The organism is Flavobacterium sp. LHD-85 (assembly GCF_030929595.1).
GTDB lineage: Bacteria > Bacteroidota > Bacteroidia > Flavobacteriales > Flavobacteriaceae > Flavobacterium.
In genome coordinates this window covers 284,282-309,795 of the sequence record NZ_JAVFVR010000003.1, presented here as the reverse complement: position 1 = coordinate 309,795, position 25,514 = coordinate 284,282, and the positions used below count along the sequence as shown (strand labels likewise).

Here is a 25,514-nt window from a genome sequence, read left to right as displayed (position 1 = left end):
ACTCTTCGTAAAACAGATTTTTTTAGATAAATTGCAATGTTTTAATAATACCCCAATTCCCTCAAATCTTTCAGCAAAATATGGAGACCAAAAGAAGTTACACCGCAATCAAAGTTTTATTCAGCTATGTTGCATTATTGGCTTTGGTTGTTACAGTTGGGTGGTTTCTTTATTCTGAAAATGTCGTTTACAATAAGCTAGAAGACAAAATTGCTTTAGAAAAAACCAAAATCATAAGAGTCAGCAGATTATACTCTAATGTTTACAAGACTGAAAGTCTTGCCAGACAAACGATTCAAAATAACTCCGAAAAAGATTTTAAAAATTATCTGATCGAAACCGATTCGCTTCGTAAACGAATCGACACTCTAAAACAAATAGTTACAACAGAATACCAGAAAACACTTTTGGATAGTGTTACTTATTTCTTAGCAGAAAAAACAGAAAACATCAAGCAGTTGCGAGAAATAAAGAATAAAGCAGACGATGAAACTTCTGTAAATAACGCTATTGATGAAATCACAAAAATGGAGTTTAACCTAAGGAAACTCGAACTTCAGGATTTCACCAGAAACCCAAATCAGCTTGGAAGTTACCAGCGAAGTGTTTTACAACGATACGTGGATTATTTGAATTCGAATATTCCTGATGACAGCACCAATACGCTGAGTAAAAAAGCATCTGATTCGATTTTAGCAAATTCAAAAAAACTTCTGAGTTCCGTAAAATTAAAAGCCGAAAAGAAGAAAGAATCTTTGAATTTTGAAGAAAACAAACTGCTTCAAAATGAAATTGCGATTTCTGATCAGCTTAGAAAAATACTTCGAATTATTGAACGAGAGATTATCATTAATTCGATAAAAAACAACTCATTAAAAGAAAAATCATTAAAAAGAGTTAACGAAATTGTAACGGCTTCTGCTGTGATCGGTTTGTTACTTACGGTATTTTTCTCGATTCTAATTGTCAGCGATTATTCAAAATCTCAACTGTATAAGAAACAGCTTGAAATTGCTAATTTTAAAACCAAAAATCTGCTCAAAAGCCGTGAACAATTGATTTCGACCGTAAGTCACGATTTGAAAACACCTTTGAGCACTATCGTGGGTTATTCCGAACTTTTAGGCAATTCAGACGTTAATACCAAGCAATCTTATTTCGTTAAAAACATTAAAAATTCTTCTGAATATATTACGCAGCTTGTTCAAGATTTATTAGACTTCTCTCAAATCGAAGCGGGAAAAATCTCTATAGAAAAAGTTCCGTTTTCTTTACCTGAGATTATTGAAGATGTTGCCCGAAATATTCAAACGGTTTACAAACAAAAAGACATTGATCTTATTATCAATGTAGACGACCAGTTTCAGAAACGAATTGTTGGCGATCCTTTTCGCTTAAAGCAAATCCTAACCAACATTATTGGAAATGCTTATAAGTTTACCGAAGAAGGTCATATTCGGATTGCTGCTTACGCAAATGACGAGCAGTTTTTTACCATTTCTATTCAAGATACTGGAATTGGGATAGAAAAAGCCAATCAGAAATTGGTTTTTGAAGAATTTGCTCAAGCCAATGAAGGGATTGAAAAAAAATATGGTGGAACAGGTTTAGGTTTATCAATCTGCCAAAAGATTATTTCTATTCTTGGTGGAAGTTTAAGCTTAGAAAGTATTTTTGGAAAAGGAAGTACATTTACAATTCAGCTGCCATTATTGTTTGATAGCAGTCAGGGAAATATTGCTTTAAATGATGCTAAAAACAAACCATCAAAAAGCACAAAAAAACAAACTTTTATTGTTGTAGACGATGACATCAATCTTTTGAATCTGACGAGCGGTGTTTTAAAACAAGAACAACATCAAGTATTTTCGTTTACTAATCCTGTGAAGGCCTTAGAAACAATTCAAACCACTCCTTTTGATTTTGTTATTACCGATATTCAAATGCCAGAAGTAGACGGATTTCTATTTTTAGAAAAACTTCGCGAGCTTCCAGAAACAGTTTTTAAAAATCAGCCTGTAATCGCCTTGACTGGCCGTACCGATTTGGATCTTTCAGTTTATAAAAATGCTGGTTTTACTACAGTTATAAAAAAACCTTATTCGCCAAAAATTTTACTGGAAACTATTCAGCATATTTTAGATCATGAAGAAGTTCCTGTAACCGAATCTACAGAGACTGTAAACAAAAACAGTTCTCAATTGTATTCTTTAGAAACTTTGAGAGACTTTTTAGGCCAGGACGAATCTGCCTTGAAAGAAGTATTAAAATCTTTTATAGAAACCACTGTAGAAAATATCGAGCTTTTGAAAACTGCTGTACGAGAGCAAAATCATGATGAAATAAAATCTATAGCGCATCGTATTGCTCCCATGTTCAAACAAATCCAGTCGAACGAAATTGGTGAACTTTTAAAAGATTTGGAAAAAGAAGATCTAAACACGATTGATCTTAAAGCTACATTTTCTGATTTAGACGGAAAAATAAAAATTCTTTTTAAGAAATTGAAACAAGAAATTTAAAATGCTGCTTTCTAGAAAAGTACTTTTTTACTCAATATTATATTGTTTCAATTTATTGTAAAGTGTTTTTCTCGTAATTTTAAGCAGTTTTGCCGCTTCAGATTTATTATTCTGCGTTTTTGATAGAGCACTAATAATTGTTTCTTTTTCATTTTCAGATAATGAAAAAACTTCATTTGCTGAAGATTCTTGTTTTTGAATCTGAAAAAATTCTGCCGGAAGCACATCGCTTTCTATAAATTCGCCACGAGTTAAAAGTGTTGCACGTTTTACACAGTTTTGCAATTCTCGTAAATTTCCTGGCCAGCTGTAGTTCTGAAAAATAGAAACCACTTCTGGAGAAAATCCGATGACATCTTTATCCAACTGCTGATTGGCTTTTTCTAGGAAATAATCGGCAAAAACCATTAAATCTTCACCGCGATCTTTTAGAGATGGTGACTGAATCGAGAATTCATTGATTCTATGGTATAAATCTTCTCTAAAATCGCCGTTTTTTACTGCCTCGCGCAAATCTTCGTTGGTGGCCGTAATAATGCGTATATCGACGTTTATTTCTTTATTGCTTCCAACAGGTTTAATTTTTCGTTCCTGAAGCGCTCTTAACAATTGTATTTGATTCTCGTATGAAAGATTTCCAATTTCATCCAAAAATAAAGTTCCTCCATTGGCCGCTTCAAAATATCCTTTTTTATCATTGATTGCTCCTGTAAAAGATCCTTTTAAATGGCCGAAAAATTCACTCGCCGCCAATTCTTTCGGAATTGCACCGCAATCTACGGCAATAAAATTATTATCTTTTCTTCTGCTCTGCTGGTGAATGCTTTTGGCAATGATTTCTTTTCCTGTTCCGCTTTCGCCAATAATTAAAACAGACATATCCGTTGGGCTCACCAACTGAATGTGATCTAGAAGTTTTTTGGATGCCACAGAAATTCCTCTAACAAATTCATTTTCTGTCGCAACTGGCTTTTTAGCTGTTTTTTTCTTTTTTTCTGGAGTTTCCGACTGTTCTTCAGCTTCGGCTTTTGGAGTCTGCAGCGCATTGGTAATAACCAAAAGAACTTCGTCTGGATTAAATGGTTTGGAGATATAATCTGCTGCTCCATTTTTAATGGCTTTAACAGCGGTATTTACATCAGAGTATCCAGTCATTAAAATAACAGGAATATGAGGGTGGGAATTTTTAAATTCAGACATAAGTCCGATACCGTCAGAATCAGGCAGGCGAAGATCTGTCAAAATCAAATCAAAAGATTCGTTCTTAACTGCTTCACGTGCTTCTACGGCGGAGAAAGCTATCGTTACATCATACGCTTTTTTGATTAGAAATTTTTCTAATAATTTACAAAACGCAATATCATCTTCTATTACTAATATCTTCGGCATCTGCTTTTAGGGACTTTTTGCTAAAATAATATTATTAAACTTGTTATTTCATAAAAATATGTAAAATATGTAAAAAAAAAGAGATTGCACGACGCAATCTCTTTTTCACCAAAAACATAAATCTAAATTCACCTAATTATATTTTCAACCAGTTACCATTGACATCTGAGTATACAGTAGCCTTTTGGTCTCCAACTGATATTTCGAGTTTATACTCTTTTTTTTCGTTTACAAATGCTTTATCCAATTTTGCTCCTGGATAAGCAGTCTGCAAGGCTGTTTTTACAGCTGCAGGTACAGCATCTGCAGTAACTTCTGTGTATTCTGCCTGAATAGCCACAGCTGCATGAGTTTTTTGAGAAACAGGCAATTCATTTGCTTGAATTGACATGGTTCCTAAAGCAACTACTGCCGATAAGATTAACTTTTTCATAATGCTGATTTTTTAATTATTTCTTGATGATGTTACCAGAAGCATCTGTGAAAATAGTATACTTCTTGTCTCCGCTTGAAATTTGAAGTTTATACTCGTTCTTATCGTTTTTATAAGCTTTTTCTAGCTTAGTATTCGGAAACGATTTTTCAACCGTAGACTTCACAGCTGCCGGTATTTGGTCTGCAGCTACTTCAGTAAATGCATCTTGAAAAATTGCTGATTGAGTAATTGAGATTGCTGGAAGAACTGCAGCATTTACTGAAAGACTTCCTAAAACAATCGCTGCTGATAAAACTAACTTTTTCATAATATTTGTGGTTTAAATTATTTTTTAAGAATATTACCAGAAGCATCTGTATAAACGATCGATTTTTCGCCTCGAACGGTTATCTCAATTTTATACTCCTTTTTCTCATTTACCCATGCTTTTTCAAGCACTACACCAGGATAAGCTGCATCTAAGCCTTTTTTTACGGCTGCCGGAACTCCATCTACTTCTTTATATCCATCCTGATCATTTACTGTCTGCACCATTTGATTGGTTGCAACAGGGGTCTCTGCGTTCATCGACAAACTGCCTAAAACAATTGCTGCCGATAAGATTAACTTTTTCATAGTAATAGCTTTTAAGGGTTAGACTTAATTATTTTTTAATCCAAGTTCCATCTGCATTAGCAAAAAGATTTCCTGTTTTATCTCCAACAGTTACTTCAAGTTTGTATTCAGATTTTGTGTTTTTAAATGCTTTAGAAAGCACAGCATCTGGATATGCTTTTTTCAAAGCGTCTGTTATAGCTGTTGGAAGCTCTTCCAATTTAATTTCTGTATAATCATCTTGGATAGAGATTGTTTTTACGATTGTATTTGAAATTGGCGAAGTTGAAGCAAATGATGTTAAACCTCCCAAAACGATTGCGGCTGATAAAAATAAATTTTTCATGATAGTTCTTTTTTAATATAGTTAATTTGATCTTCGTATTCTTGATTCGGATTTTCACAAAATCTAAGATTTAGATTATTGTTTGATCCAAGTTCCGTCTGCATTTGCGAAAAGATTTCCAACTTTGTCGCCAACAGTTACATCAAGTTTATACTGTGCTTTTTCGTTTTTGTATGCTTTAGTAATTACTGCTTCTGGATATGCTTTTTTCAAAGCGTCTGTAATTGCAGCAGGTAATTCTTCTAATTTGATTTCAGTGTATTCGTCTTCGATAGAAATCGTTTTTACGATTGTGTTTGTTACTTGCGTAGTTGAAGCGAATGAAGTTAAACCTCCTAAAACAATTGCGGCTGATAAAAATAAATTTTTCATAACGTATATATTTAAATTAATAGTTGTTTACGCTTAGAGTAATGAAATTATTATGCCGTAAAAGAAAAGAGCCATGCCAAAGAACATAAAAACCTGTTTTTAAAGACCTTACATCAAATATAGCAAAAAAAGAGAATACTATGAAGATGTGTAAAAGAGAAAAATGGTGTGTAATAAGTAAACACTTAAAGTGTAACCTTGGAAGAAATTCCAATTTTTTTTAAAATTCCAAATCCCAAAGTTTACAGTGAGATTTTAAACTCCTAATTTAAAGTTTAGGTTTCCAATATTGGAATTTGGGATTTGAATATTGGAATTAATAAAGGTTTATAAAAGAAAAAGGCTTCCAAATTTGGAAGCCTTCTAGTTATTCTGGACTATTCATTTTAAATGTATCCATAAATGCAGTTGTATAATCTCCTGCAATATATTTTGGATCATCCATTAATTGTCTGTGGAAAGGGATTGTAGTTTTCACACCTTCGATTACGAACTCATCCAAAGCTCTACGCATTTTGCTGATAGCTTCTTCACGAGATTGTGCCGTTGTAATTAACTTAGCAATCATAGAATCGTAGTTTGGCGGAATGCTATATCCTGAGTATACGTGAGTATCTAAACGAACTCCATGTCCTCCTGGCATATGAAGCGTAGTAATTTTTCCTGGTGAAGGACGAAAATCGTTATAAGGATCTTCAGCATTAATACGAACCTCAATAGCGTGTAATTGTGGAAGGTAGTTTTTACCAGAAATTGGAATTCCAGCAGCAACCATAATTTGCTCACGAATCAAATCGTAATCGATAACTTGTTCTGTGATTGGGTGCTCTACCTGAATACGAGTATTCATTTCCATGAAGTAGAAGTTTCTGTGTTTATCCACTAAAAACTCTACAGTTCCAGCTCCTTCATATTTAATAAACTCAGCAGCTTTTACAGCAGCTTCTCCCATTCGTGTACGAAGTTCATCTGTCATGAAAGGTGAAGGTGTTTCTTCAGTAAGTTTTTGGTGACGTCTTTGAACAGAACAATCTCTTTCAGAAAGGTGACATGCTTTTCCGTAAGAATCTCCAACAACTTGAATTTCGATATGACGTGGCTCTTCAATAAGTTTCTCCATGTACATTCCGTCATTTCCAAATGCTGCAGCAGCTTCTTGACGTGCGCTTTCCCAAGCTTTTTGTAGCTCTTCTTCTTTCCAGATAGCGCGCATACCTTTTCCACCACCACCAGCAGTAGCTTTCATCATAACTGGATAACCAATTTCTTTAGCTACTTTTTGTGCATGTTCGTAAGATTCTAATAATCCATCTGAACCTGGCACACAAGGAACTCCTGCCGCTTTCATTGTAGCTTTTGCAGAAGCTTTATCTCCCATACGGTCGATCATTTCTGGAGCAGCACCAATAAATTTAATTCCGTGCTCTTGACAGATTTTAGAGAATTTAGCATTCTCAGAAAGAAATCCATAACCTGGATGAATTGCATCTGCGTTTGTAATTTCTGCAGCTGCAATAATATTTGACATTTTCAAATACGATAAGTTACTCGGAGGAGGACCTATACAAACCGCTTCGTCTGCAAATTTAACATGCAAACTTTCTGCATCGGCTGTAGAGTAAACTGCAACAGTTTTGATTCCCATTTCCTTACATGTACGAATTACACGAAGTGCAATTTCTCCTCTATTCGCAATTAATATTTTTTTAAACATCTTATTTTAATTAGATAATTAGACAATTTGATAATTAGATAATTTTAGATGTCTGATGTATTAATTCTGTCAGATCAATCTAAAATCTAAAATCTAAAATCTAAATTTATTTATGATGGATCTACTAAGAATAAAGGTTGATCAAATTCTACTGGAGACATATCGTCAACTAGAATTTTTACAATTTTACCAGAAACTTCAGATTCGATTTCGTTGAATAATTTCATTGCTTCAATTACACAAAGAACATCACCTTTAGATACAGTACTTCCTACTTCAGTGAAAACTGGTTTGTCTGGAGATGGTTTTCTATAGAATGTTCCAATGATTGGAGATTTTATAGTAATATATTTAGAATCGTTAGCAGCTGGTGCTTCTGGAGTTACATTTACAACTGTTGGAGCTGTTACTTGCGGAACTGCCGCTTGAGGTAAAGCTGCCTGAGTTGGCAATTGCTGTACATAAGTTGCTTCAGTTACATTTGTTTCTAAAGTTGTTCTAATAGTGATTTTCACATCATCCATTTCTAACTTCACTTCTGCAACGCCCGAATTTGCAACAAATTTGATTAGGTTTTGAATTTCTTTTAAATCCATAATGATTCGTTTTTAGTTTTAATTTATTTCTTATCGTAAGCCCATTTTAAATAGATAGATCCCCAAGTGAATCCACCACCAAAAGCGGCAAAGATAATGTTATCTCCCTTTTTAAGTTTATTTTCAAAATCAGCCAATACTAATGGTAAAGTTCCAGAAGTAGTATTTCCGTATCTTTCGATGTTTACTAGAACTTTAGAATCGTCTAATTCTAATCTTCCAGCAGTAGCATCAATAATACGTTTATTAGCTTGGTGTGGCACTAACCAATCAACATCTTGATTTGTCAAATTATTTCTTTGCAAAATCAATTCGCTGGCATCTGCCATATTAGTAACAGCATATTTGAAAACAGTTTTACCGTCTTGCATAATATTGTGCTGTCTGTTTTTTACAGTATCTTCTGAAGGCGGAATCAAAGAACCTCCTGCAGGAATTTTAAGGAAGTCGCGTCCTACACCATCGCTTCTTAAATATTCATCTTGCAAACCTAAACCTTCATAGTTTGGTTCAAAAAGAACTGCTCCAGCTCCATCACCAAAAATAATACAAGTTGCTCTGTCTGTATAATCTACAATTGATGACATTTTATCGGCACCAATTAAAAGTACTTTTTTGTAACGTCCTGACTGAACATATGCTGCAGCCGTTGACATTCCGTATAAGAAACTTGAACATGCAGCCTGCAAATCGTATGAAAATGCATTTGTTGCTCCAATTTCTGTAGCAACATAGACTCCTGTAGAAGCCACCATCATATCTGGTGTTGCAGTTGCCATTATAATCATATCAATCTCTAGCGGATCAATATTAGCTTTTGCAATCAAATCCTTTGCTGCTTGTATCGCAAGGTAAGATGTACCTTTATCAGCATCTTTAAGAATTCTTCTTTCTTTAATTCCTGTTCGAGCGGTAATCCACTCATCATTGGTATCAACCATTGTTTCTAGTACTTGGTTCGAAAGAACGAAGTCAGGAACATAAGCTCCAACAGCGGTAATTGCGGCTGTGATTGTATTCATTATATTCTATTATTTTCTTTTCAAATTATGATTAATTTGAAAAATTTTTAAAAGACCCGAAAATTACAAAAAAAAACGTAACGAATTTGTCTATATTTTCCTAAAAAACGAAAATTATAACCAACAAAAAAAACTCTCACTATGTGAGAGTTCTAGTATAATTTACAAAAACGTATTAAGCAACCGCTTCAGATTTATCGATAACAACTTGCCCTCTGTAGTACATTTTACCTTCATGCCAGTAAGCTCTGTGGTATAAATGCGCCTCACCTGTAATAGGACATGTAGCGATTTGAGCTACAGTAGCTTTGTAATGTGTTCTTCTCTTATCTCTTCTTGTTTTCGAGGTTTTTCTCTTAGGATGTGCCATTTTACTATATTATTTATCCGTTAATAGTTTCTTTAATTTTTCCCAACGCGGGTCAATATCTTCTTCTTTGTTACTCTCTTCCTTTTGTTCTTTTACACTTAACTCATTCAGTTTTGTTAAAGCTTCTGTTTGCAGACTTCCATCTTTAACACCTGGATGAATTCTCTTCTGCGGAACAGAAAGCGCGATCATTTCATAAATATATTGTGCAATATCTACTTCATGCTCACCATGTGGTAAAATCAACAACTCTTCATTATCATCATTAAATTCTTCTCCAAAACGAACAATCAGTTTCATTTTCCCTTTTATAGGTAAATCAAAATCTTCGCCTGTCAGATCACAAGGCACGTTTACCGTTCCTTTGTGCTTGAATTCTAACTCTAACATATTACTTTTCTTATCGAAAAGTAAATTGACTTTAATATCTGAACTTTGAAACTCATCGTACTCAAAGTTCTTAAAGAACGTGTTATTTATTTGATACTCAAAATGGTGTTTTCCTAGTTTTAATCCTACGAAAGGAATTAAAAATTCTTTTGTTTTGCTCATTTCAACATCAATTTGATCAATTCGATTCTAAAACTAGATATCTGAATTGGGGTGCAAAGATATAAAATTATTACAAATCTAATAATCTTATTCACCTTTTTTTATTTATAACTGTTTTTCTTTTATTTTAAGAGGTTTTTGGCTAATCTCCTCATACTGATTACGCGAGCGAAAAATATCAATTGCAAGATAGACTGCTTCTTTAAACGAATTGTAATCTGCCATGTCTTTTCCTGCTATATCATAAGCTGTACCGTGATCTGGAGAAGTTCTAACCTTGTTTAAACCTGCTGTATAATTAACTCCTTTTCCAAAAGACAGTGTCTTAAACGGAATTAATCCTTGATCGTGATACATTGCTACGATAGCATCATATTTTTCATAATGACCGCTACCAAAAAAACCATCAGCTGGAAATGGACCAAAAGCCATTGTACCAGAATCAAATATTTTCTTTAATACTGGTTTTAAAATCAAATCGTCTTCTTTTCCTATCACTCCACCATCACCTGCATGCGGATTTAATCCTAAAACTGCAATTTTCGGTTTTACTATACTAAAATCCTGAATTAAAGATTTCCTAATAGTCTCTATTTTTTTTGTAATTAATTCCTCTGTTAAATGAGAAGCAACCTCGTTTAGCGGCACATGATCTGTAATTAAACCTACTCGTAAATTATCTTGAACCATCATCATAAGTGCATCGCCCTCTAATTCCTGATTTAAATAATCGGTGTGTCCTGGAAATTTAAAATCTTCAGACTGTATATTATATTTATTAATAGGTGCCGTAACCAAAACATCAATTTCACCATCTTTCAAAGCTTTTGTAGCCGCTGTAAAAGATTTAATGGCATACTCTCCTATTTTAGGATCATTTACACCAAAATTTATATCAACTCCTTCTCTCCAAAGATTCAGAACATTTACTTTTCCAGGAATAATCTGCTCCAATTTATCAACTCCGTGAAATTGAACTGTCGATGTAAAATTTTTTCTAACGAAAGAAAGAATTTTAGCATTTGCAAAAATAACCGGCGTACACAATTCCAACATACGAGAATCTTCGAATGTTTTCAGTATAACTTCGCTTCCAATACCGTTTAAATCTCCAACTGAAATTCCAACAACTATATTTTCTGCTTTTTTATTCATGAGCTCAGTTTATTTATTACTAATTTTGATGTGCAAATTTAGTAAAATAAAACCACAATGTTCACAGGAATTATAGAAACACTCGGCAAGGTTCACGAAATCAGAAAAGATCAAAACAATCTTCACATAACAGTTGACTCATCCATAACTCACGAATTAAAAATAGACCAGAGCGTTTCGCACAACGGAATATGCCTTACAGTAGTCGCTATTAACGATTCTCTTTACACCGTAACAGCGATTGACGAAACAATTTTAAAAACCAATATAGGCGATTGGAAAACAGGCGATATTGTAAATCTTGAAAGAGGAATGAAGCTTGGAGACCGCTTAGACGGACATATCGTTCAAGGTCATGTAGACCAAACCGGAACCTGCATTAAAATTGAAGAAGCAAACGGAAGCTGGAATTATACTTTTGAGTATGACAAAAACCAAAACAACATCACAATCGAAAAAGGTTCAATTACAGTAAACGGAGTTAGTCTTACGGTTGTAAATTCGAAAACAAACGAATTTAGTGTTTCGATTATTCCGTATACTTACGAACACACTAATTTTAAAGATTTCAAAGTAGGAACAAAAATCAACCTTGAATTTGATGTAGTAGGAAAGTATATTTCTAGACTTTATTCGATAAACAAATAAAATCCGATAAATTTCCATAAAAAAAGCTTCAGTTTAAACTGAAGCTTTTTTTATTTGATTTTTATATATGACGGCAAGACCTAAAGCCAAACCTCCAACAACTAGAAATATAATATTTTGATTTATTGGAAAAGCATCTTCACATTCAGGAAATATCGGATCACAATCACCATCAGCCATAGTTTTTGCAGTACTTGAATCTGCAGTTACTGGAGTAGGTGGATGCGAAGAAGTTTCTGCAGACACTAATAAAATATTCAAAAATAAGGCAATTACTAAAAATGGGGCTTTTAGATTTTTCATAAATTCAAGCTATTGCAAATTGCAAGTCTAGATAATTATCGATAAATATTCTTTGATAGAAATTTCACACAAATGAATTTCTACCTCCAAAATCTTGAACAAAAGTATAAGTTTTTTGCTCAAAACCAACTTTTAAACTAAAAAAGGCAAGACAAATTTTAACATTTTTTTTCTAAGACTCCGTCAATCCTTTTCACAAAACGCTCCAGAGCGCAAAATCATTTATTTTCCACTATTCACAAGCCCTAGAAGCTTATAAGAATTTCCTGATTTTAACAGGAAATAATCTTTTGCATATTACAAACAAACTCTCTTACTACAATTTACGTTAAAAAAAAGAATCTTGGATCCAACTAACTACATAAACGAGAATGTTCTCAAATTAATATATTTGCATAGTTAAATTTGATAATACAAACCCAAATCTATTTTCAACCTCAATTAATAAGATGAAAAACCAATATACAGTCGGAAGTTTATATGCGGGTGTTGGAGGTATTTGCTTAGGATTTGAAAATGCTGGTTTTAAATTAGAGTGGGCAAATGAATTTGACAAAAAAGCCTGCATTACCTATAGAAACAATTTCGAACACACTCTTATCGAAGGCGATGTAATGCAGCTTGACGTAAAAGATCTTAACAAAATCGACATCCTTACCGCAGGATTTCCATGCCAGCCTTTTTCTCTCGCTGGCCATAGAAAAGGGTTTAACGACAGCCGAGGAAACCACTTTTTTAAAATATTAGATTTTATTGACGAAATGCGGCCAAAAGTGGTATTTCTTGAAAATGTAAAAAACCTAAAAGGACACGACAAAGGAAATACCATGAAAGTAATTCAGCGCGAAATCAAAAAACGCAATTACACATTTGATTCTGCAATCTTAAATACTAAAGATTTCGGAAATATTCCGCACAATCGGGAGCGAATTTTCATGGTAGCTTTTGACAAGGACTACGTTAAAAAAGGCTTTAAATTCAGTTTTCCTGAAAAAGAAGAATTAACAAAAAAGGTCACCGATTTAATCACAAAAGAAAAAGTCGATAAGAAATTCTATTACACCGAAGATAAATACATGTACAACATGCTGAAAGAAGCGGTTGTGAGAGAAGACAGAATTTATCAATTCAGGAGACAATATGTACGAGAAAACAAAAAAGAAGTCTGCCCTACTTTAACAGCCAATATGGGAACTGGCGGCCACAATGTTCCAATTATCACAACTGAATTTGGTTTTAGAAAATTAACTCCAAGAGAATGTTTTCGTTTTCAAGGTTTTCCTGACAGTTACAAATTACCTAAAATTTCCAATTCTAGCCTTTACAAGCAAGCAGGAAATTCGGTAAGCATGCCTGTCATCAAAAGACTTGCTGCCGAAATATCCAAATGCATCGAGAAAGCAGAAGCTAGACAGCTAAAAGCTGAAAATTTTTAAATACTTAAAAGCATAATTGCCCCTTCAATCTTGGCAAGACAAACTTCCATATTTTTTTCAATTTCTTTACTCCAAAACCTCAAAACCGTCCAATTTTCAGAAATAAGAAAAGCATTAACCTCTTCGTCCCGTTGAATATTCCTTTCAATTTTCGGAATCCAATATTCGCGATTCGTTTTAATTCTTAGTTGCTCAGTTTCCCAATCTTTTCCATGAAAAAATTCGCTGTCAACAAAAATGGCAATTTTATATTTGGCAAAAGTAAGATCAGGCCTCCCAAATACTTTCTTATTGTTTTTTCGGTATCTGTGACCCAATTTCCATAAAGCTTTTGCAAGCCTTACTTCACCTTTTGTAGCAGTGCTTTTTATCGCCTGCATAGTTCTCCTCCTTTGTTCGGGAGTCAATCTATCCATCTGAAGATTAAATTTGTTTTGGACGGATAAAGTTAAGGTATTTTACAGAAATAGGGATTCAATTATTAAGTGTCAAAAGTTTCAACTTTTACATTTTTAAAATGCCTAAAAACAAAAAAACCTTTACATTTCTGCAAAGGCTTCTGTTCTAAAAGAAGTGGTCCCACCTGGGCTCGAACCAGGGACCACCTGATTATGAGATAGATAAATAGCCTTTGCACTTAATTGCATTTAGCTTCAAAGTAGCTATATATCAACTACTTATGAATTTTTAAAAATACTTTTGTTTCATTCAACTTCATAAAACACATGCATTTGTTGTACGGATGTTGTACTTAAAAATATGTAAGAATGAAAGCTAGTTTAAAAATTATACTAAAAAAAACAGAGTTAAGTGATGGAACATATCCAATAAACTTAAGAATTACTATTAATAGAAAATCCAAATTCTATAAAACTCCTTATAACGTATTTCCAAAATTTTGGAACGACAAAGCAAGTGAATTTAAATCACAATTCCCAAATTATTTACAAGCTAATCGGATATTGAATTCGATAAAACATGATGCTTCTAAAATTTTAAATAAACTGATTGAAGAAGAGCACGAATATTCAATTGAAGCATTTGATGCTTTATTTAGACCGCAAGAAGTAGAAAAAATAAATTTCATTGCTTATTTCGAAAAGAGAAAATTACAGCTCAAAGAGTCTGGAAAAATAAGTTCTAGTTGTTCTTATCGTGATACCATTTCTGCTCTTATGCGATTCCAGCCTGAACTTTCAACCTACTCATTCGCAAAAATTAATTATACTTTCTTAGTAGCTTTTGAGGCTCATTTGCGCTCAAGAGGTTGTCACGATGGCGGAATTGGAGTATATATGCGTAATATTAGATCCGTTTATAATTCGGCTATTAAATCAAAAATTGCATTAAGTGAAACATATCCCTTCCGAGACTACATAATTTCAAAATTGAAATCTAGCAAAGTAAAAAAAGCGTTAAGCAAACAAGATTTACAATTACTATTGGATTACGATTTTTCAACAAATAAAGAGGGCATTAAAGCATTGTACACTTATTTGTTCAGTTTCTACTGTCGTGGCATGAATTTTACTGATTTAGCTGAATTAAAATGGAATGATGTAGACTTAAGTAGTTTTTCATATGTTAGAAATAAGACTCTGGTAAAATTAAATGTAAAAATTCCGGATAATAAATACATGACCGAAATTTTACAATACTTTAAAATCTATCGCCCTTTTGATACTGATTATATTTTCCCAATTTTAGAAAAAGACAAAAACCATTATACTAAGACAGAACTCAGAGATCGCAAAAAAAGCGTACTAAATTATTACGGCAAACTTCTTAATACCATATCGCTTGAATGCGGCATTAAAACAAAAGTGACTTTTTATACTGCTAGACACACTTTTGCAACACTATCTTTAAAGAAAGGATTAAGCACAGTAATGATAAAGCAAGGATTAGGACATCAATCTATTAAAACAACTGAAGCATATTTGGAAGATTTTAGTACAGAAGAATTGAACATTGCCTTTGAAAATTTAATCTAAAAATTAGTTCAACTTTAAAATACAAAACTTCATCTTTTGCCAATATAATAGTAGTTTCCGATAAACAGGCTTCTTTACACGAGATGATTATCAATCCACGTTTTTTTATAATTTTCAAAACAAAGAAAAAGAGAAAAAAGAAAGTCGTCAGTATTAGTGGAGGTTTCAAAAGAAGTCAAGTTTTTTTGAAAAAATACTACCCAATAGTTTTTAAGAATCGGAAGTGTTGGTGAAATCGATGGTTGTTATAAAAATGTAAGGGTGGAGATTTTTTCAAAAACCCAGAGGGCTTGAACTTTACTTTTTGAAACCGGAACTTACCTTTACTTTCTTTTTTATTTTTTTTAGAAGACTGGTGCTCTTGTTTTCCGATGGCCTTGCGAAGGAGCAACAGCTGAAACAACCAGGGGCGACAGACATAATACGGCTGGAATGCAGTGGAACGTAGCTTGCAGAGTGAAACGGAATGAAGCGGTATTGTGGATGCAGTAGCCCCGACGAACGAAGGGTAGAGTGCGTGTGAAGATGAGGAACAAGCAGCGCAATAAAAACAGCTGCTGTTTTTCAAGCTGCTGTTTTTATTGTAGCTGCGCCGTGTCTGTGGAACGGAGGGAGGTACGACCGACTGGAACAGCCGAACGGAACAAAGCAAACGACCGTAGTGAGACTGCTAAATTGTTTTTTTTTTTGCTGAAACAAAAAACCTAAGTCGATAGAGCTCAGATAGGTTATCTGAACTAATGAAAAGTAAAATTTTATAACTTTTCTAAATCCTCTTTTAATCTTCGCAAAAAACTTTCTTCACCATCATCTCCCGATATATACCAATCAATTCTTTGTGCATAAACTTCTGCTTTTTTGAGTAAAGCAATAGCTGTTTTATAGGTATTCACAACCTCGTCACTTTCTATTGGCCAATTTAATTCTTCAGGATGTTTTTCGTAATATTCTTTATCACTCCAAAGATTTTCTTTTGGTTTAGGTTTGCCCATTCTTTCAAGTTCACTTTGTATGGTTTCATGAATTTCACGAATATGATATTGTTTGTAATCAAAAGCTCCTCCGCTCATTGTTTGTTCTTTTTAGTTACTTGCTAATTTACTAATTTAACGAAAAAAGCTTTGTTTTCTTTTTCTGATTTCGCAATTTTCCAATGGTACTTTTGGCCATGGTGCAACAGGATTACTTTTCCATTAATTAGCCATTTTTTTTAACTGAGGTCGTACTTATTGCAACCAGCCCCTGTCATATACCCCATACTTCCTGAAGCATCTATTAATATTTCAAAATGTGTATTCATAATGTTGCTTATTTTGGATAGTCATTTTTCATACAACAGTTTAAAAATCACAAATGAAAAAACCTATCATTTTTTTATTCTAAATTACTAGATTACAAATATGTATCTAACTTCATTTTTCTTTTTTCCCAATCAGGCATCATAAGGGTAAGGAGATTGAAAAAATCACTATTATGGTGTTTGTGTATTGTGTGGCATAATTCGTGCATCACCACGTATTCAATACATCGTTTTGGGGTATGGACTAATTTGGGATTTAAAATCAGTTTGTTTTTAATAGTGCAACTGCCCCAACGAGTGGGCATGTCCTGAAAGAATACAACAACTGAAGTAGAGTGCTTTAAAGTAAATTTTTTAATGATAGGCTGCGCTATTTCTGTAATTTTAAGAATAGCTCTTTCATTGAACCAGGTTTCAAAAACTTGTTGTGCTTTTTCTTTTTTTGTAACACTTATAAGAAATAAATTTCCCTTATAGGAAACTTCATTTTTAGAAGTAACTTCAACAACAACTTTATACTGTCTGCCCAGATAATGAACAGTATAACCTGATTTTATAATTACATCATTACTTATAGTGTCCATGGAAAGAAAATAGGATTTTTGATTTAAAATCCACATGGCTTTTTTGGATACTGCTGTTTTAATTTTAGCCATAGGGGCGTTCTCAGGTGCGGTTACCGTTACTGAAGTATCGGGCTGCACTTTGATGCCTAATGATTTTCGATTGGTGTATTTTAAGTCGAAATCAATAGTATGTGTACCAAATACTATTTGCTCTTTCATCTTATCCTTTGTTTGCAATAGCAATTTCTATAGCTTTTTTAGTTAATTCGTCCGCTTGTTCCAATGATAAATGCATTTCGTCCATCAAATAATCACCAAAATCTAACTCGATTTTATTTATGATATCGGAGCGTTTTTCCCAATCGACCACTTCATAATTTGATAAAAGCTTATCAAAAACTAAGGTTGTTTCTAGATTTTTTCCTTGTAAATCCTTTTCATTCTGGAACAAGTGATATATAGCGACTTTGCGCCTTTTGTCCTGTAATTCTTCAGGGATATTATTGCCATTACCATTTAAAACCTGGTCTTTAAGTGCTTTTAATTTCTTTAAGGCCTCTAATTCCGAAAGTCTGTTGGCACGCATATCGGAAATAGTTGCCGTAATGAGTTCTGATAATTTTTTGAACAATACAGGATCGGTGTCGATATTAATTGAGATGTATTTTGAGGTGGCTGCCGCTATTTTTTCTGCTTTTGCTCTGGGACCAATTAGCTTTTCGACTTCTTCTTCAAAAGTATCTCCATCTAAAATATTTACGGGGTCTACCAAACGTATTATTTCTTCGGTAATAACATGTTGGTCTAGCAATTTTTGAAGTTGTTTTTCGTACTGTGAAAAACTTATAGTATCAAGGTATGTTGCATTGGCTGCCACACGTATGTCAGCATATTTTTTGAGTTCGTCTTTATGTCGTTGTATTTCAGATAAAGACGTGTTATCATGAAAATATACTGTAGCTAAAGCAATTTTTAAAATACGTGCAAATGCATTAAACTTATTATAAAATTCTTCTCTAATTGCTTCATCAGCTAAGACACGGATATATGCTTCTATATCTTGCTTGTTTTTAACGGTTTTAAAAATAGCTACTAAATCAGCATACGCTTGCGGTAATTTGCTAATTTCTTCCTGTATATCCGTCATAGTACCTTGTAAATCGGTGGTATCAAAACTATCTGTAGCACCGGAATAGGTTTCAATCGCTTCGTGCAATTCTTCCATGACTCCAGCGTAATCAATGATATATCCAAAATCTTTACCCGGATACACCCTGTTAACCCTTGCAATGGCTTGCAGTAAAGTATGTTCACGAAGTTTACGACATAAATACATCACAATGGTTTGAGGCACATCAAAACCAGTTAAGAGTTTATCTATAACAATTAGCAATTCAATATTTTCTCCATATTCAAATTGTTGGATAATCATATTGTCGATTTCATTACCATACTTTGATTTGAGCAAATCATAATACTGTTTGACCTCGGGAGCTTCTGAACTGTGCACATCTTCATTATTCTCTCTGGTATCAGGAGCAGACATTACCACTTCGGTAGTTACTTTGCCGATAAGGTCAAAAGCTTTTTTGTATTTAACAGCGGTTAGTTTATCGGGACAAACCACCATCCCTCTAAATCCAGAATGGATTCCTGTTGCATCTTTACCCCAGGTGCTTTGAAAATGTTTACTAATATCTAAAGCTGTCTGAAAAATATTCTGATCTGTTTTAGTAATTAAACCAGCCTGACTCATTTTCTTTTTAAGATCTACTTTATGGTAATCGGGTAGTTCTTCCATTACAATATCGACACTCTTGTCGAGAGCTGATTTGTTTACATCTTGCACTGCCAAACGCCCTTCATATAAAATGGGTCTAATTGCACCATCGTCAACTGCTTCCTTAATTGAATATTCATCAATAATACCCCCAAATTTACTAGCTGTGTTTTTTTGTTTTTTCATTAATGGAGTTCCTGTAAAGACAATAAAACAGGCATTAGGCAATACTCTTTCCATGTTTACATTAAATACCCCATGTTGCGTTCTATGTCCTTCATCAATCAATACAAAAATATTAGGGCTATCTAATTGATTATCAGACAAACTTTTTACAGCCGCTTCGAATTTGTTGATAATGGTTGTAATCACTAAATCCCCATTGCCTTTGAGCAGGCTAATTAACTGTTTACCTGAAGCTGCATTAATTACATCGACTTCTACTTTACGTAAGGTATTGGTGATTTGCCTGTCAAGATCAATTCTATCTGTAACGAGAATAATTTGAGGATTTTTAATCGTGTTTTGGATTTTGCGTGCCAGCATGGCCATGGTTAAGGATTTACCACTACCTTGGGTATGCCAGACTACACCTCCTTTTCGTTTTCCGTTACGGATTGGTTTGATTCGATCGATAATTTTGTTGATGGAAAAAAATTGCTGAAAACGTGCTACTTTTTTAATAAGACCACCTTCAAACAACACAAAGTCTTTAATAAAAGGCAGCAATCGCTCAGGATTTAAGATGCCGTATACTACAATATCTTGTTCCGTAACCGAAACATGATCCCGAAACTTTTCATTAAAGGCAACTTTATCTGCATGCGTTCTGCTATCTGAATTTTTAAATAAAAGTGAAACGGTTTCTTTCTCTAATGAACGGTTAACTAATTCTTCAATGTTATCGAGATAAGAAGCTTCTTTTTCTTTCCAAACTGCCCAAAACTCTTCTTTAGTATTGGTTGTTGCATATTTGGCCTCCAGTAAAGAAGTAGCAATTAACACTTGGCTGTACACATAGAGATTTCGGATTCCGTTTTCTTGTTGGTTACGGATATGCTGGGAAATGGCTTGTTTGACTGGTTCTTTAATGGTTGGGCTTTTACATTCGATAACTACTAACGGAATACCATTTACAAATAAAACAACATCTGGTCTGTAAGTGTCTTTACGACCGGTGCGCAATACTGTAAATTCTTCGGTAACATGAAAATGATTGTTTGCTGGATTATTCCAATCAATATACTGAATGGTATGACTTTTTTTATCACCCTCAATTGATTGTTCTAACGCTAGACCAAACAGTAATAAATTATAAGTTTGATTACAAGCCTGTATTAAACCTTGGGATAACTGTATATCTTGAAGTTTTTGAATTGCCTTTTCAATATTAGATGGATCAAATTTAGTCTTCTTACTCCCTATTTTGATTTCATTAATATGCGTCAATCGCTCACGTAGCACATTAGTTAAAATCACACTACTTTCGCGATTGTCACGCAAAGCCAAAGCTTGAGATGATTCAAGGTATTGATACCCTAAATTAATTAGTAATTTAAGTACTGGAAGTTGCGAAATATTATCTTCTGTAAATCCCATTCATTGTTGTTTTTTGTTAGATTAACTAGGCATTATTCTATTTAAAAAACAAAATATTTGTTTTTTATTATAAAAATGTACTACATTTGTGGTGTCAATACCCAAAGGGTAAAGGACTTGGCTTAGCACAATTGTTGCATCAGTCGTATTGCCTAAAGATACGTGCCTCACTTACGAAGTGGGGTTTTTTTATGCCTTTTTGTATTCTTGATACCATTTTTTAAAGCTGTTTTCATTTGTTTTATCAACTTTAAAAGCAGTAACCAATTGTAAATTTAGAGTTATTTCTCTTACGATTACTACATAACTCTTGGTTTCTAACCAAAAATACCGTTGGTTTTGACCGTTAAAATGTAACCTTTCAAAATATTTAACTCTATTATCCGCCTGATTATGGATTACGGGTTTTATCCAATGGATTTTATTAGTGCGTTCAGGATCAAAATTTCTTCTTCCTGAATATTTACTTTCTCGAGTACAAATATGTTCAAAACCTACAGGTTTACCTTTAAATAAGGGATGTGTTGATTTTCGATTATCATAACCCACCTGCTGACTTCCAATGAAAATGGGTTCTGTAATCATATCTTGTTTGAAAATACCATACAACTGAAACATTTGGTCTTTATCAGGGCCATCTAAATCCAAATACTCAAATAAATCTTCCAGCAGGTCTAATTCGTGTTCTTCCATACTGTTAATGATTGGTTTGGATTTGAAAATCAAAAATATTAAACTTTTCTTCCAGCGGATTGGTACCATCGTGTAATACATAACCCGATTTTTCTTCGAGATACTGTATCACAGCTTTTTTGACCTCCGAGGCATTTTCTTGTTTATGGGCTTTACGGGCTTTGTAAGTGATGGCACCTATGAACAAATCCGTTAGTTGCAAAAACACATTCTCGTCAGAGCGGATGTGTTGAAAAAAATGAAATGGAGATTTTTGCCCGTACTTTGATTCATACTCTTTTTTTAAACGAAGATCTAAGTTTTTCAAACGTTCTTTACCTCGGGTATCTTTGATATCCAGAATAACTTTAAATTGATCATGATTTAAGTTGACGTACGGATTTCGTAATAATAAAAACACCAAAGTATAATAAAAGGAATTGTGATCCCCTTTATTATACTTAGTGTGGTTGAGCTGTGTTTTGTTTTTTACTAAAATGGCACGAAACTGAATGTTTTTCAGGAAAAAATAATCAATCAATTCTTTATACAATTCCAAACGAGACATGGATAATTTGTTCCATTTAATCTCGGTAGGTGCATGGTGTTTCAGCTTAATGGCTTTTATTTCATTCTTGTACGTTTCATAATTGCCACTATCTATTTTTGTGTAACCTATGCACATCAGCGGTAATTGATCATTTTCGAGATGACAGCTTTCATCAATATAGATTATTCTTTCCATAGTTGTTTAATCTGTATTTAAATTATACCAATCTCACTTTTCCCGTTAGTAATTGTTGCATTAATCCTTTTTTCTGCTCTTGTAATTCAGCTAATTTTTGCTTTTCTAATTGGATTTCTTTTTCAGCAGTTTTTAAGATCAATGCAATGGCATTTTGTTCTTCAAATGTAGGGACAGAATATTTAATTTTGGAAAAATCTTTGTATTTACAATTAAGTGTATCATCAACTAAACCTTGTGAATTTCTCCAAAATAGATTGGTCAACTTACTTGTTTTAAATAGTAATGAGAAATAATAGGAGTTTACATTATTTTTAGGTGTCAAAATTGTATATGCAGGACTAACGATTCCCTCTAGACTACTTAACGCAGACCGCCCTTGCCACATGCGCATGGTATTATAACCAATGTCTCCAGGTGTAATTCTTTTGTATTTTGATTTATCCGCATTAGAAATATCACGTTTGTTTGAATCCGTTTGTGGGTAAACACCATCTTGACCGATGGACAATAGTGGTAAATTCTCTACTTTGGTTTCATTTCGTTCTTCAAATAAAGCCTCCAACTTCACTTCTTTCCAATTTTCAGTAAAACCGGGTAGTCTTTTTTTACCGGTAAACAATTGTTGCATTAATGCTTTTTGACGTTGTTCTTTAGTCACAATAAGTTGAGTTTGCATTTCAATTGCTTTGTCCCATATCAAAAGGCAGTCGGCGATGGCTTTTTGTTCGAGAAGGGGAGGAACTAAAAATCTTAATTTTAATAAATCTTTAGTGTAAATTGCTGCTACACTCGTTGTACCAGTTGCATATCTTTTCAAATTATTTAATGATAATGCAGAGTTAAATTGATAATTTACATAATCATTGTTATCAATAAATTCTTCTTTAAAATACATTCGCAATAAATTAGAATTATAGATAGCAAAAGGTAACTCATTCTTCCATATCGCAACTTTGCCTACTAAATCTAAAGTATTACGAGTATTAAACAAAATATCATTTAATTTTAAAACATCATCTACTGAATGCTTTATATTTTCGGACAAGTATTCAATATTACTTAAATCTATTTTTCCTCGACCAATATTTCCCATTTTTATCAACGGGGAATTTGACTCCACTGAAATATTCTCATAATTACCGCCCAATGAATAATTTTTCAAAATCGTCTCTAGTTTCTTGATCATCCATCCATCCGGAACAATCCCTAATTCAGAATTCTTACAACCTTCTTTCATAGTAAATCACTTAAAAAATTGAAGATATTTTTCCATTTCAGATTTTACCTCCGCCAGCTCATTTTCTAAGTCTGTAATACGTGCTTGAGTAGCTACTAAATCTATTTCCTGCTCTTCCTCATAAGTGTCCACATAACGTGGAATGTTGAGGTTAAAGTCGTTTTCTTTGATTTGCTCTAAGTCAGCAATAAAAGCAAATTTTTCCTCAACAACACCTTTATCCATAACTTGATCATGGAATTGAGTAAAAACATCTACAATGTGTTGAATATGATTTATACCTAATATATTTTGGTTTTTCCCGGGCATAAAATCTTTACTGGCATCGATAAGTAAAACTTTGTTTTTATTTACTTTCTCCTTATTAAAAATGATGATAGCAGCTGGAATACCCGTACCAAAGAACAAGTTGGATGGCAGTCCAATAACTGCTTCTATCAAATCTTCTGTTAAAACTTCTTTACGGATTTTACCTTCGGAAGCCCCTCTAAACAGCACACCATGAGGTACTACAACACCCGCTTTACCAGTATTGTTTAATGATTCTATCATATGAGAAATAAAAGCCCAATCCCCTTTGGATTTAGGTGGTAATCCTCTATGAAAACGGTTGTATGGATCGGCAGCTGCGTCATACGTAGATGCATGTGTTGGATCATTCTCTTTATCTTTTTCGTCTACAATCCCCCACTTATCTAGTGAAAAAGGTGGATTTGCTACGACAGTATCAAACAACATCAACTTGCCATTATCAAGATGTTTAGGATTTCTAATGGTATCACCCCAACGGATAATTGCATTGTCGTAACCATGCAAGTACATATTCATAACTGCTAATGCCCACGTGCTACCATTAGCTTCCTGACCATATAGTGAGAAATTGTTGTCGCCCACTTCACGACCGGCTTTAATTAATAATGACCCAGAACCACAAGTGGGATCATAAATACGCGAACCCGGTCTAGATTTGGTTAATTTGGCCAATAAAGTAGATACTTCAGCAGGGGTAAAAAATTCACCTGCTTTCTTTCCTGAATCAGAAGCGAAGTTGGCAATCAAAAACTCGTAAGCTCCACCAATAACATCGTTGTTTTCTAAATTAGTAGAAGAAAGATTTAAAGTTTTGAAATCGTTTAATAGATTTTTTAATCGTGCTAATTTACTTTTGGCATCGCCTAAATTGGAACTGTTGAAATCTATATTTCTAAAAATATTAGAGCCATCATGACCACCTAGTTTTTCGCGATTGGCTTCTTCCAATTCCGCTAGTGCGTGGTTTATCATTTCTCCAACCTTAGGATTACTTCTGTTATCGTATAAATAATCAAAACTTGATTCAGCAGGAACAATAAAACGCTCTCTTTCTAAAGCTCTTTTTACACGTTCATCATTACCCTCGTATTTGGCTTCATACTCCTTTTTTTTCTCATTGTACACATCAGTTACATACTTTAAGAATAACATGGTGAGAATGTAATCTTTGTATTGTGATGGATCTATCGTTCCTCGGAAAGTGTCACAGGCTTTCCATACAGTATTGTTTATGGTTTGTTGACTTATTTTAGTATTCATTTTTTAGCTTTTTATACGTTAGTGTGTTAATGTAATTTTCTTCTAACGCAATTAATTCTTTTTGAAGTTGTATTTGTTTCTTTTTTAACTTATCCAGTGCTACAATTTGTTCCTGAACCTCGATAGGAGGTATTATAATTTCTAAATCGCCTAATTCTTGTTTCGTTATTGACGGCATTACTTGAGTTGACATTTTAGGATCGAATACTTTTAAAGTTTCCGGATGATTTAAGTACCACACCATAAAATCAGGTAAAACAGCACTATTGTCTAAAGTTAAAACCAGAAAGGAGGCACTTGCGATTGTGTTTTCGTATTCATTCGTAAATAAATAAGCAAAAAAGCGACGGCCTTTAGCATTGAATAGTATCTCGCCATGCTGTAAAAAGTTTTTTTCGATAGCGGGTTTATACAATACATTGGGTTCTATATTACTACTTAAATTACTATCGTCATCAAAATCGGAAGTTCCAATCATTCTAACAAAGGCATTTGTGAGCAAGTTTTCGTCATTATTAGCCGTTTTTGGTACAACCATACCAGAACGAAGCTTAACAATATCGAGAAGTTTACTACTCTTTTTCATTGTTT

Annotated in this window: 26 protein-coding genes; 4 read left to right on the top strand and 22 right to left on the bottom strand. The window is 33.6% G+C overall.

Translation table 11 applies throughout. The annotated features are described in order from the left end of the window. Window positions 1-80 precede the first annotated feature (80 nt). On the top strand, window positions 81-2,522 hold the full coding sequence (locus tag RB618_RS07245; protein WP_308068143.1) for an ATP-binding protein: 2,442 nt from the start codon (window positions 81-83) through the stop codon (window positions 2,520-2,522). Window positions 2,523-2,549: 27 nt separating this feature from the next. Here RB618_RS07245 and RB618_RS07240 read toward each other — a convergent pair whose 3' ends face one another. The 12 genes from RB618_RS07240 to pdxA form a co-directional block, all read right to left on the bottom strand. Beyond that, window positions 2,550-3,911 (bottom strand): sigma-54 dependent transcriptional regulator, encoded by a 1,362-nt coding sequence (locus RB618_RS07240; RefSeq protein ID WP_308068142.1) that lies wholly within the window; start codon window positions 3,909-3,911, stop codon window positions 2,550-2,552. A gap of 136 nt (window positions 3,912-4,047) precedes the next feature. Next, entirely contained in the window at window positions 4,048-4,344 is a 297-nt protein-coding gene (locus RB618_RS07235) for a hypothetical protein (RefSeq protein WP_308068141.1), read from the bottom strand. A gap of 16 nt (window positions 4,345-4,360) precedes the next feature. Next, window positions 4,361-4,654 carry a PepSY-like domain-containing protein gene (locus RB618_RS07230; protein WP_308068140.1) on the bottom strand — a complete coding sequence of 98 codons (294 nt, stop codon included), beginning with the start codon at window positions 4,652-4,654 and terminating at the stop codon, window positions 4,361-4,363. Window positions 4,655-4,671: 17 nt separating this feature from the next. Further along, window positions 4,672-4,962: a hypothetical protein gene (locus tag RB618_RS07225; RefSeq protein ID WP_308068139.1), complete on the bottom strand. Its 291-nt coding sequence runs from the start codon at window positions 4,960-4,962 to the stop codon at window positions 4,672-4,674. 28 nt (window positions 4,963-4,990) lie between these two features. Further along, window positions 4,991-5,287 (bottom strand): hypothetical protein, encoded by a 297-nt coding sequence (locus tag RB618_RS07220; RefSeq protein ID WP_308068138.1) that lies wholly within the window; start codon window positions 5,285-5,287, stop codon window positions 4,991-4,993. A 75-nt stretch (window positions 5,288-5,362) separates the two neighbouring features. Then, window positions 5,363-5,659 carry a hypothetical protein gene (locus tag RB618_RS07215; protein ID WP_308068137.1) on the bottom strand — a complete coding sequence of 99 codons (297 nt, stop codon included), beginning with the start codon at window positions 5,657-5,659 and terminating at the stop codon, window positions 5,363-5,365. A gap of 367 nt (window positions 5,660-6,026) precedes the next feature. Continuing rightward, window positions 6,027-7,373: an acetyl-CoA carboxylase biotin carboxylase subunit gene (gene accC, locus RB618_RS07210; RefSeq protein ID WP_274254562.1), complete on the bottom strand. Its 1,347-nt coding sequence runs from the start codon at window positions 7,371-7,373 to the stop codon at window positions 6,027-6,029. Window positions 7,374-7,483: 110 nt separating this feature from the next. Then, the gene (gene accB / locus RB618_RS07205; RefSeq protein ID WP_308068136.1) at window positions 7,484-7,969 is read right to left on the bottom strand and encodes an acetyl-CoA carboxylase biotin carboxyl carrier protein; all 486 of its coding nucleotides are present in this window, start codon (window positions 7,967-7,969) and stop codon (window positions 7,484-7,486) included. A gap of 23 nt (window positions 7,970-7,992) precedes the next feature. Beyond that, window positions 7,993-8,991 carry a beta-ketoacyl-ACP synthase III gene (locus RB618_RS07200; protein ID WP_308068135.1) on the bottom strand — a complete coding sequence of 333 codons (999 nt, stop codon included), beginning with the start codon at window positions 8,989-8,991 and terminating at the stop codon, window positions 7,993-7,995. A 175-nt stretch (window positions 8,992-9,166) separates the two neighbouring features. Then, window positions 9,167-9,361, bottom strand: coding sequence for a 50S ribosomal protein L32 (rpmF, locus tag RB618_RS07195; RefSeq protein WP_008465217.1), 195 nt, complete (start codon window positions 9,359-9,361; stop codon window positions 9,167-9,169). 9 nt (window positions 9,362-9,370) lie between these two features. After that, window positions 9,371-9,913, bottom strand: a complete 543-nt coding sequence (locus RB618_RS07190; protein WP_111377465.1) for a DUF177 domain-containing protein — start codon at window positions 9,911-9,913, stop codon at window positions 9,371-9,373. Between the two features lie 105 nt (window positions 9,914-10,018). Then, window positions 10,019-11,068 (bottom strand): 4-hydroxythreonine-4-phosphate dehydrogenase PdxA, encoded by a 1,050-nt coding sequence (gene pdxA, locus RB618_RS07185; protein ID WP_308068131.1) that lies wholly within the window; start codon window positions 11,066-11,068, stop codon window positions 10,019-10,021. A 57-nt stretch (window positions 11,069-11,125) separates the two neighbouring features. On the opposite strand from pdxA, the gene RB618_RS07180 reads away from it, so the two are divergent. Next, window positions 11,126-11,716: a riboflavin synthase gene (locus RB618_RS07180; protein ID WP_308068130.1), complete on the top strand. Its 591-nt coding sequence runs from the start codon at window positions 11,126-11,128 to the stop codon at window positions 11,714-11,716. Window positions 11,717-11,749: 33 nt separating this feature from the next. Here RB618_RS07180 and RB618_RS07175 read toward each other — a convergent pair whose 3' ends face one another. Beyond that, window positions 11,750-12,019 carry a hypothetical protein gene (locus RB618_RS07175; protein WP_308068129.1) on the bottom strand — a complete coding sequence of 90 codons (270 nt, stop codon included), beginning with the start codon at window positions 12,017-12,019 and terminating at the stop codon, window positions 11,750-11,752. Between the two features lie 449 nt (window positions 12,020-12,468). On the opposite strand from RB618_RS07175, the gene dcm reads away from it, so the two are divergent. Next, window positions 12,469-13,455: a DNA (cytosine-5-)-methyltransferase gene (gene dcm / locus RB618_RS07170; protein ID WP_308068128.1), complete on the top strand. Its 987-nt coding sequence runs from the start codon at window positions 12,469-12,471 to the stop codon at window positions 13,453-13,455. Here dcm and RB618_RS07165 read toward each other — a convergent pair. Then, a complete protein-coding gene (locus RB618_RS07165) occupies window positions 13,452-13,871 on the bottom strand; it encodes a very short patch repair endonuclease (RefSeq protein WP_308068127.1) in 420 nt (139 codons plus the stop codon). The two genes, dcm and RB618_RS07165, sit on opposite strands and share 4 nt — an antisense overlap. Window positions 13,872-14,222: 351 nt before the next feature. On the opposite strand from RB618_RS07165, the gene RB618_RS07160 reads away from it, so the two are divergent. Further along, window positions 14,223-15,449, top strand: a complete 1,227-nt coding sequence (locus RB618_RS07160; protein ID WP_308068126.1) for a site-specific integrase — start codon at window positions 14,223-14,225, stop codon at window positions 15,447-15,449. 755 nt (window positions 15,450-16,204) lie between these two features. On the opposite strand, the gene RB618_RS07155 is transcribed toward RB618_RS07160, so the two are convergent. From RB618_RS07155 to RB618_RS07120, 8 genes are all read right to left on the bottom strand, one after another. Continuing rightward, entirely contained in the window at window positions 16,205-16,519 is a 315-nt protein-coding gene (locus tag RB618_RS07155; RefSeq protein WP_308068125.1) for a hypothetical protein, read from the bottom strand. Window positions 16,520-16,841: 322 nt separating this feature from the next. Then, window positions 16,842-17,534: a SprT family zinc-dependent metalloprotease gene (locus RB618_RS07150; RefSeq protein WP_308068124.1), complete on the bottom strand. Its 693-nt coding sequence runs from the start codon at window positions 17,532-17,534 to the stop codon at window positions 16,842-16,844. A gap of 1 nt (window position 17,535) precedes the next feature. Further along, window positions 17,536-20,694 (bottom strand): HsdR family type I site-specific deoxyribonuclease, encoded by a 3,159-nt coding sequence (locus RB618_RS07145; protein ID WP_308068123.1) that lies wholly within the window; start codon window positions 20,692-20,694, stop codon window positions 17,536-17,538. Window positions 20,695-20,883: 189 nt separating this feature from the next. Next, the gene (locus RB618_RS07140; protein WP_308068122.1) at window positions 20,884-21,387 is read right to left on the bottom strand and encodes a hypothetical protein; all 504 of its coding nucleotides are present in this window, start codon (window positions 21,385-21,387) and stop codon (window positions 20,884-20,886) included. 4 nt (window positions 21,388-21,391) lie between these two features. After that, complete coding sequence (locus RB618_RS07135; RefSeq protein ID WP_308068121.1) at window positions 21,392-22,111, bottom strand: DUF3800 domain-containing protein; 720 nt, start codon at window positions 22,109-22,111, stop codon at window positions 21,392-21,394. 22 nt (window positions 22,112-22,133) lie between these two features. After that, window positions 22,134-23,351 carry a restriction endonuclease subunit S gene (locus RB618_RS07130; protein WP_308068120.1) on the bottom strand — a complete coding sequence of 406 codons (1,218 nt, stop codon included), beginning with the start codon at window positions 23,349-23,351 and terminating at the stop codon, window positions 22,134-22,136. 6 nt (window positions 23,352-23,357) lie between these two features. Further along, window positions 23,358-24,923: a type I restriction-modification system subunit M gene (locus RB618_RS07125; protein WP_308068119.1), complete on the bottom strand. Its 1,566-nt coding sequence runs from the start codon at window positions 24,921-24,923 to the stop codon at window positions 23,358-23,360. Beyond that, a complete protein-coding gene (locus RB618_RS07120; protein WP_308068118.1) occupies window positions 24,913-25,509 on the bottom strand; it encodes a restriction endonuclease subunit S in 597 nt (198 codons plus the stop codon). Before RB618_RS07120 ends, RB618_RS07125 begins: the two co-directional genes overlap by 11 nt. Window positions 25,510-25,514 lie beyond the last annotated feature (5 nt).

Coding starts and splice junctions, on each gene's coding strand:
- RB618_RS07220 (WP_308068138.1), bottom strand. CDS start 5,287: ATGAAAAATTTATTTTTATCAGCCGCAATCGTTTTGGGAGGTTTAACA.
- accC (WP_274254562.1), bottom strand. CDS start 7,373: ATGTTTAAAAAAATATTAATTGCGAATAGAGGAGAAATTGCACTTCGT.
- RB618_RS07130 (WP_308068120.1), bottom strand. CDS start 23,351: ATGAAAGAAGGTTGTAAGAATTCTGAATTAGGGATTGTTCCGGATGGA.
- RB618_RS07150 (WP_308068124.1), bottom strand. CDS start 17,534: ATGAAAGAGCAAATAGTATTTGGTACACATACTATTGATTTCGACTTA.
- RB618_RS07175 (WP_308068129.1), bottom strand. CDS start 12,019: ATGAAAAATCTAAAAGCCCCATTTTTAGTAATTGCCTTATTTTTGAAT.
- RB618_RS07180 (WP_308068130.1), top strand. CDS start 11,126: ATGTTCACAGGAATTATAGAAACACTCGGCAAGGTTCACGAAATCAGA.
- RB618_RS07145 (WP_308068123.1), bottom strand. CDS start 20,694: ATGGGATTTACAGAAGATAATATTTCGCAACTTCCAGTACTTAAATTA.
- RB618_RS07125 (WP_308068119.1), bottom strand. CDS start 24,923: ATGAATACTAAAATAAGTCAACAAACCATAAACAATACTGTATGGAAA.
- RB618_RS07160 (WP_308068126.1), top strand. CDS start 14,223: ATGAAAGCTAGTTTAAAAATTATACTAAAAAAAACAGAGTTAAGTGAT.
- RB618_RS07190 (WP_111377465.1), bottom strand. CDS start 9,913: ATGAGCAAAACAAAAGAATTTTTAATTCCTTTCGTAGGATTAAAACTA.
- accB (WP_308068136.1), bottom strand. CDS start 7,969: ATGGATTTAAAAGAAATTCAAAACCTAATCAAATTTGTTGCAAATTCG.
- RB618_RS07120 (WP_308068118.1), bottom strand. CDS start 25,509: ATGAAAAAGAGTAGTAAACTTCTCGATATTGTTAAGCTTCGTTCTGGT.
- RB618_RS07200 (WP_308068135.1), bottom strand. CDS start 8,991: ATGAATACAATCACAGCCGCAATTACCGCTGTTGGAGCTTATGTTCCT.
- RB618_RS07155 (WP_308068125.1), bottom strand. CDS start 16,519: ATGAGCGGAGGAGCTTTTGATTACAAACAATATCATATTCGTGAAATT.
- pdxA (WP_308068131.1), bottom strand. CDS start 11,068: ATGAATAAAAAAGCAGAAAATATAGTTGTTGGAATTTCAGTTGGAGAT.
- RB618_RS07135 (WP_308068121.1), bottom strand. CDS start 22,111: ATGGAAAGAATAATCTATATTGATGAAAGCTGTCATCTCGAAAATGAT.
- RB618_RS07215 (WP_308068137.1), bottom strand. CDS start 5,659: ATGAAAAATTTATTTTTATCAGCCGCAATTGTTTTAGGAGGTTTAACT.
- rpmF (WP_008465217.1), bottom strand. CDS start 9,361: ATGGCACATCCTAAGAGAAAAACCTCGAAAACAAGAAGAGATAAGAGA.
- RB618_RS07245 (WP_308068143.1), top strand. CDS start 81: ATGGAGACCAAAAGAAGTTACACCGCAATCAAAGTTTTATTCAGCTAT.
- dcm (WP_308068128.1), top strand. CDS start 12,469: ATGAAAAACCAATATACAGTCGGAAGTTTATATGCGGGTGTTGGAGGT.
- RB618_RS07240 (WP_308068142.1), bottom strand. CDS start 3,911: ATGCCGAAGATATTAGTAATAGAAGATGATATTGCGTTTTGTAAATTA.
- RB618_RS07230 (WP_308068140.1), bottom strand. CDS start 4,654: ATGAAAAAGTTAGTTTTATCAGCAGCGATTGTTTTAGGAAGTCTTTCA.
- RB618_RS07165 (WP_308068127.1), bottom strand. CDS start 13,871: ATGGATAGATTGACTCCCGAACAAAGGAGGAGAACTATGCAGGCGATA.
- RB618_RS07140 (WP_308068122.1), bottom strand. CDS start 21,387: ATGGAAGAACACGAATTAGACCTGCTGGAAGATTTATTTGAGTATTTG.
- RB618_RS07235 (WP_308068141.1), bottom strand. CDS start 4,344: ATGAAAAAGTTAATCTTATCGGCAGTAGTTGCTTTAGGAACCATGTCA.
- RB618_RS07225 (WP_308068139.1), bottom strand. CDS start 4,962: ATGAAAAAGTTAATCTTATCGGCAGCAATTGTTTTAGGCAGTTTGTCG.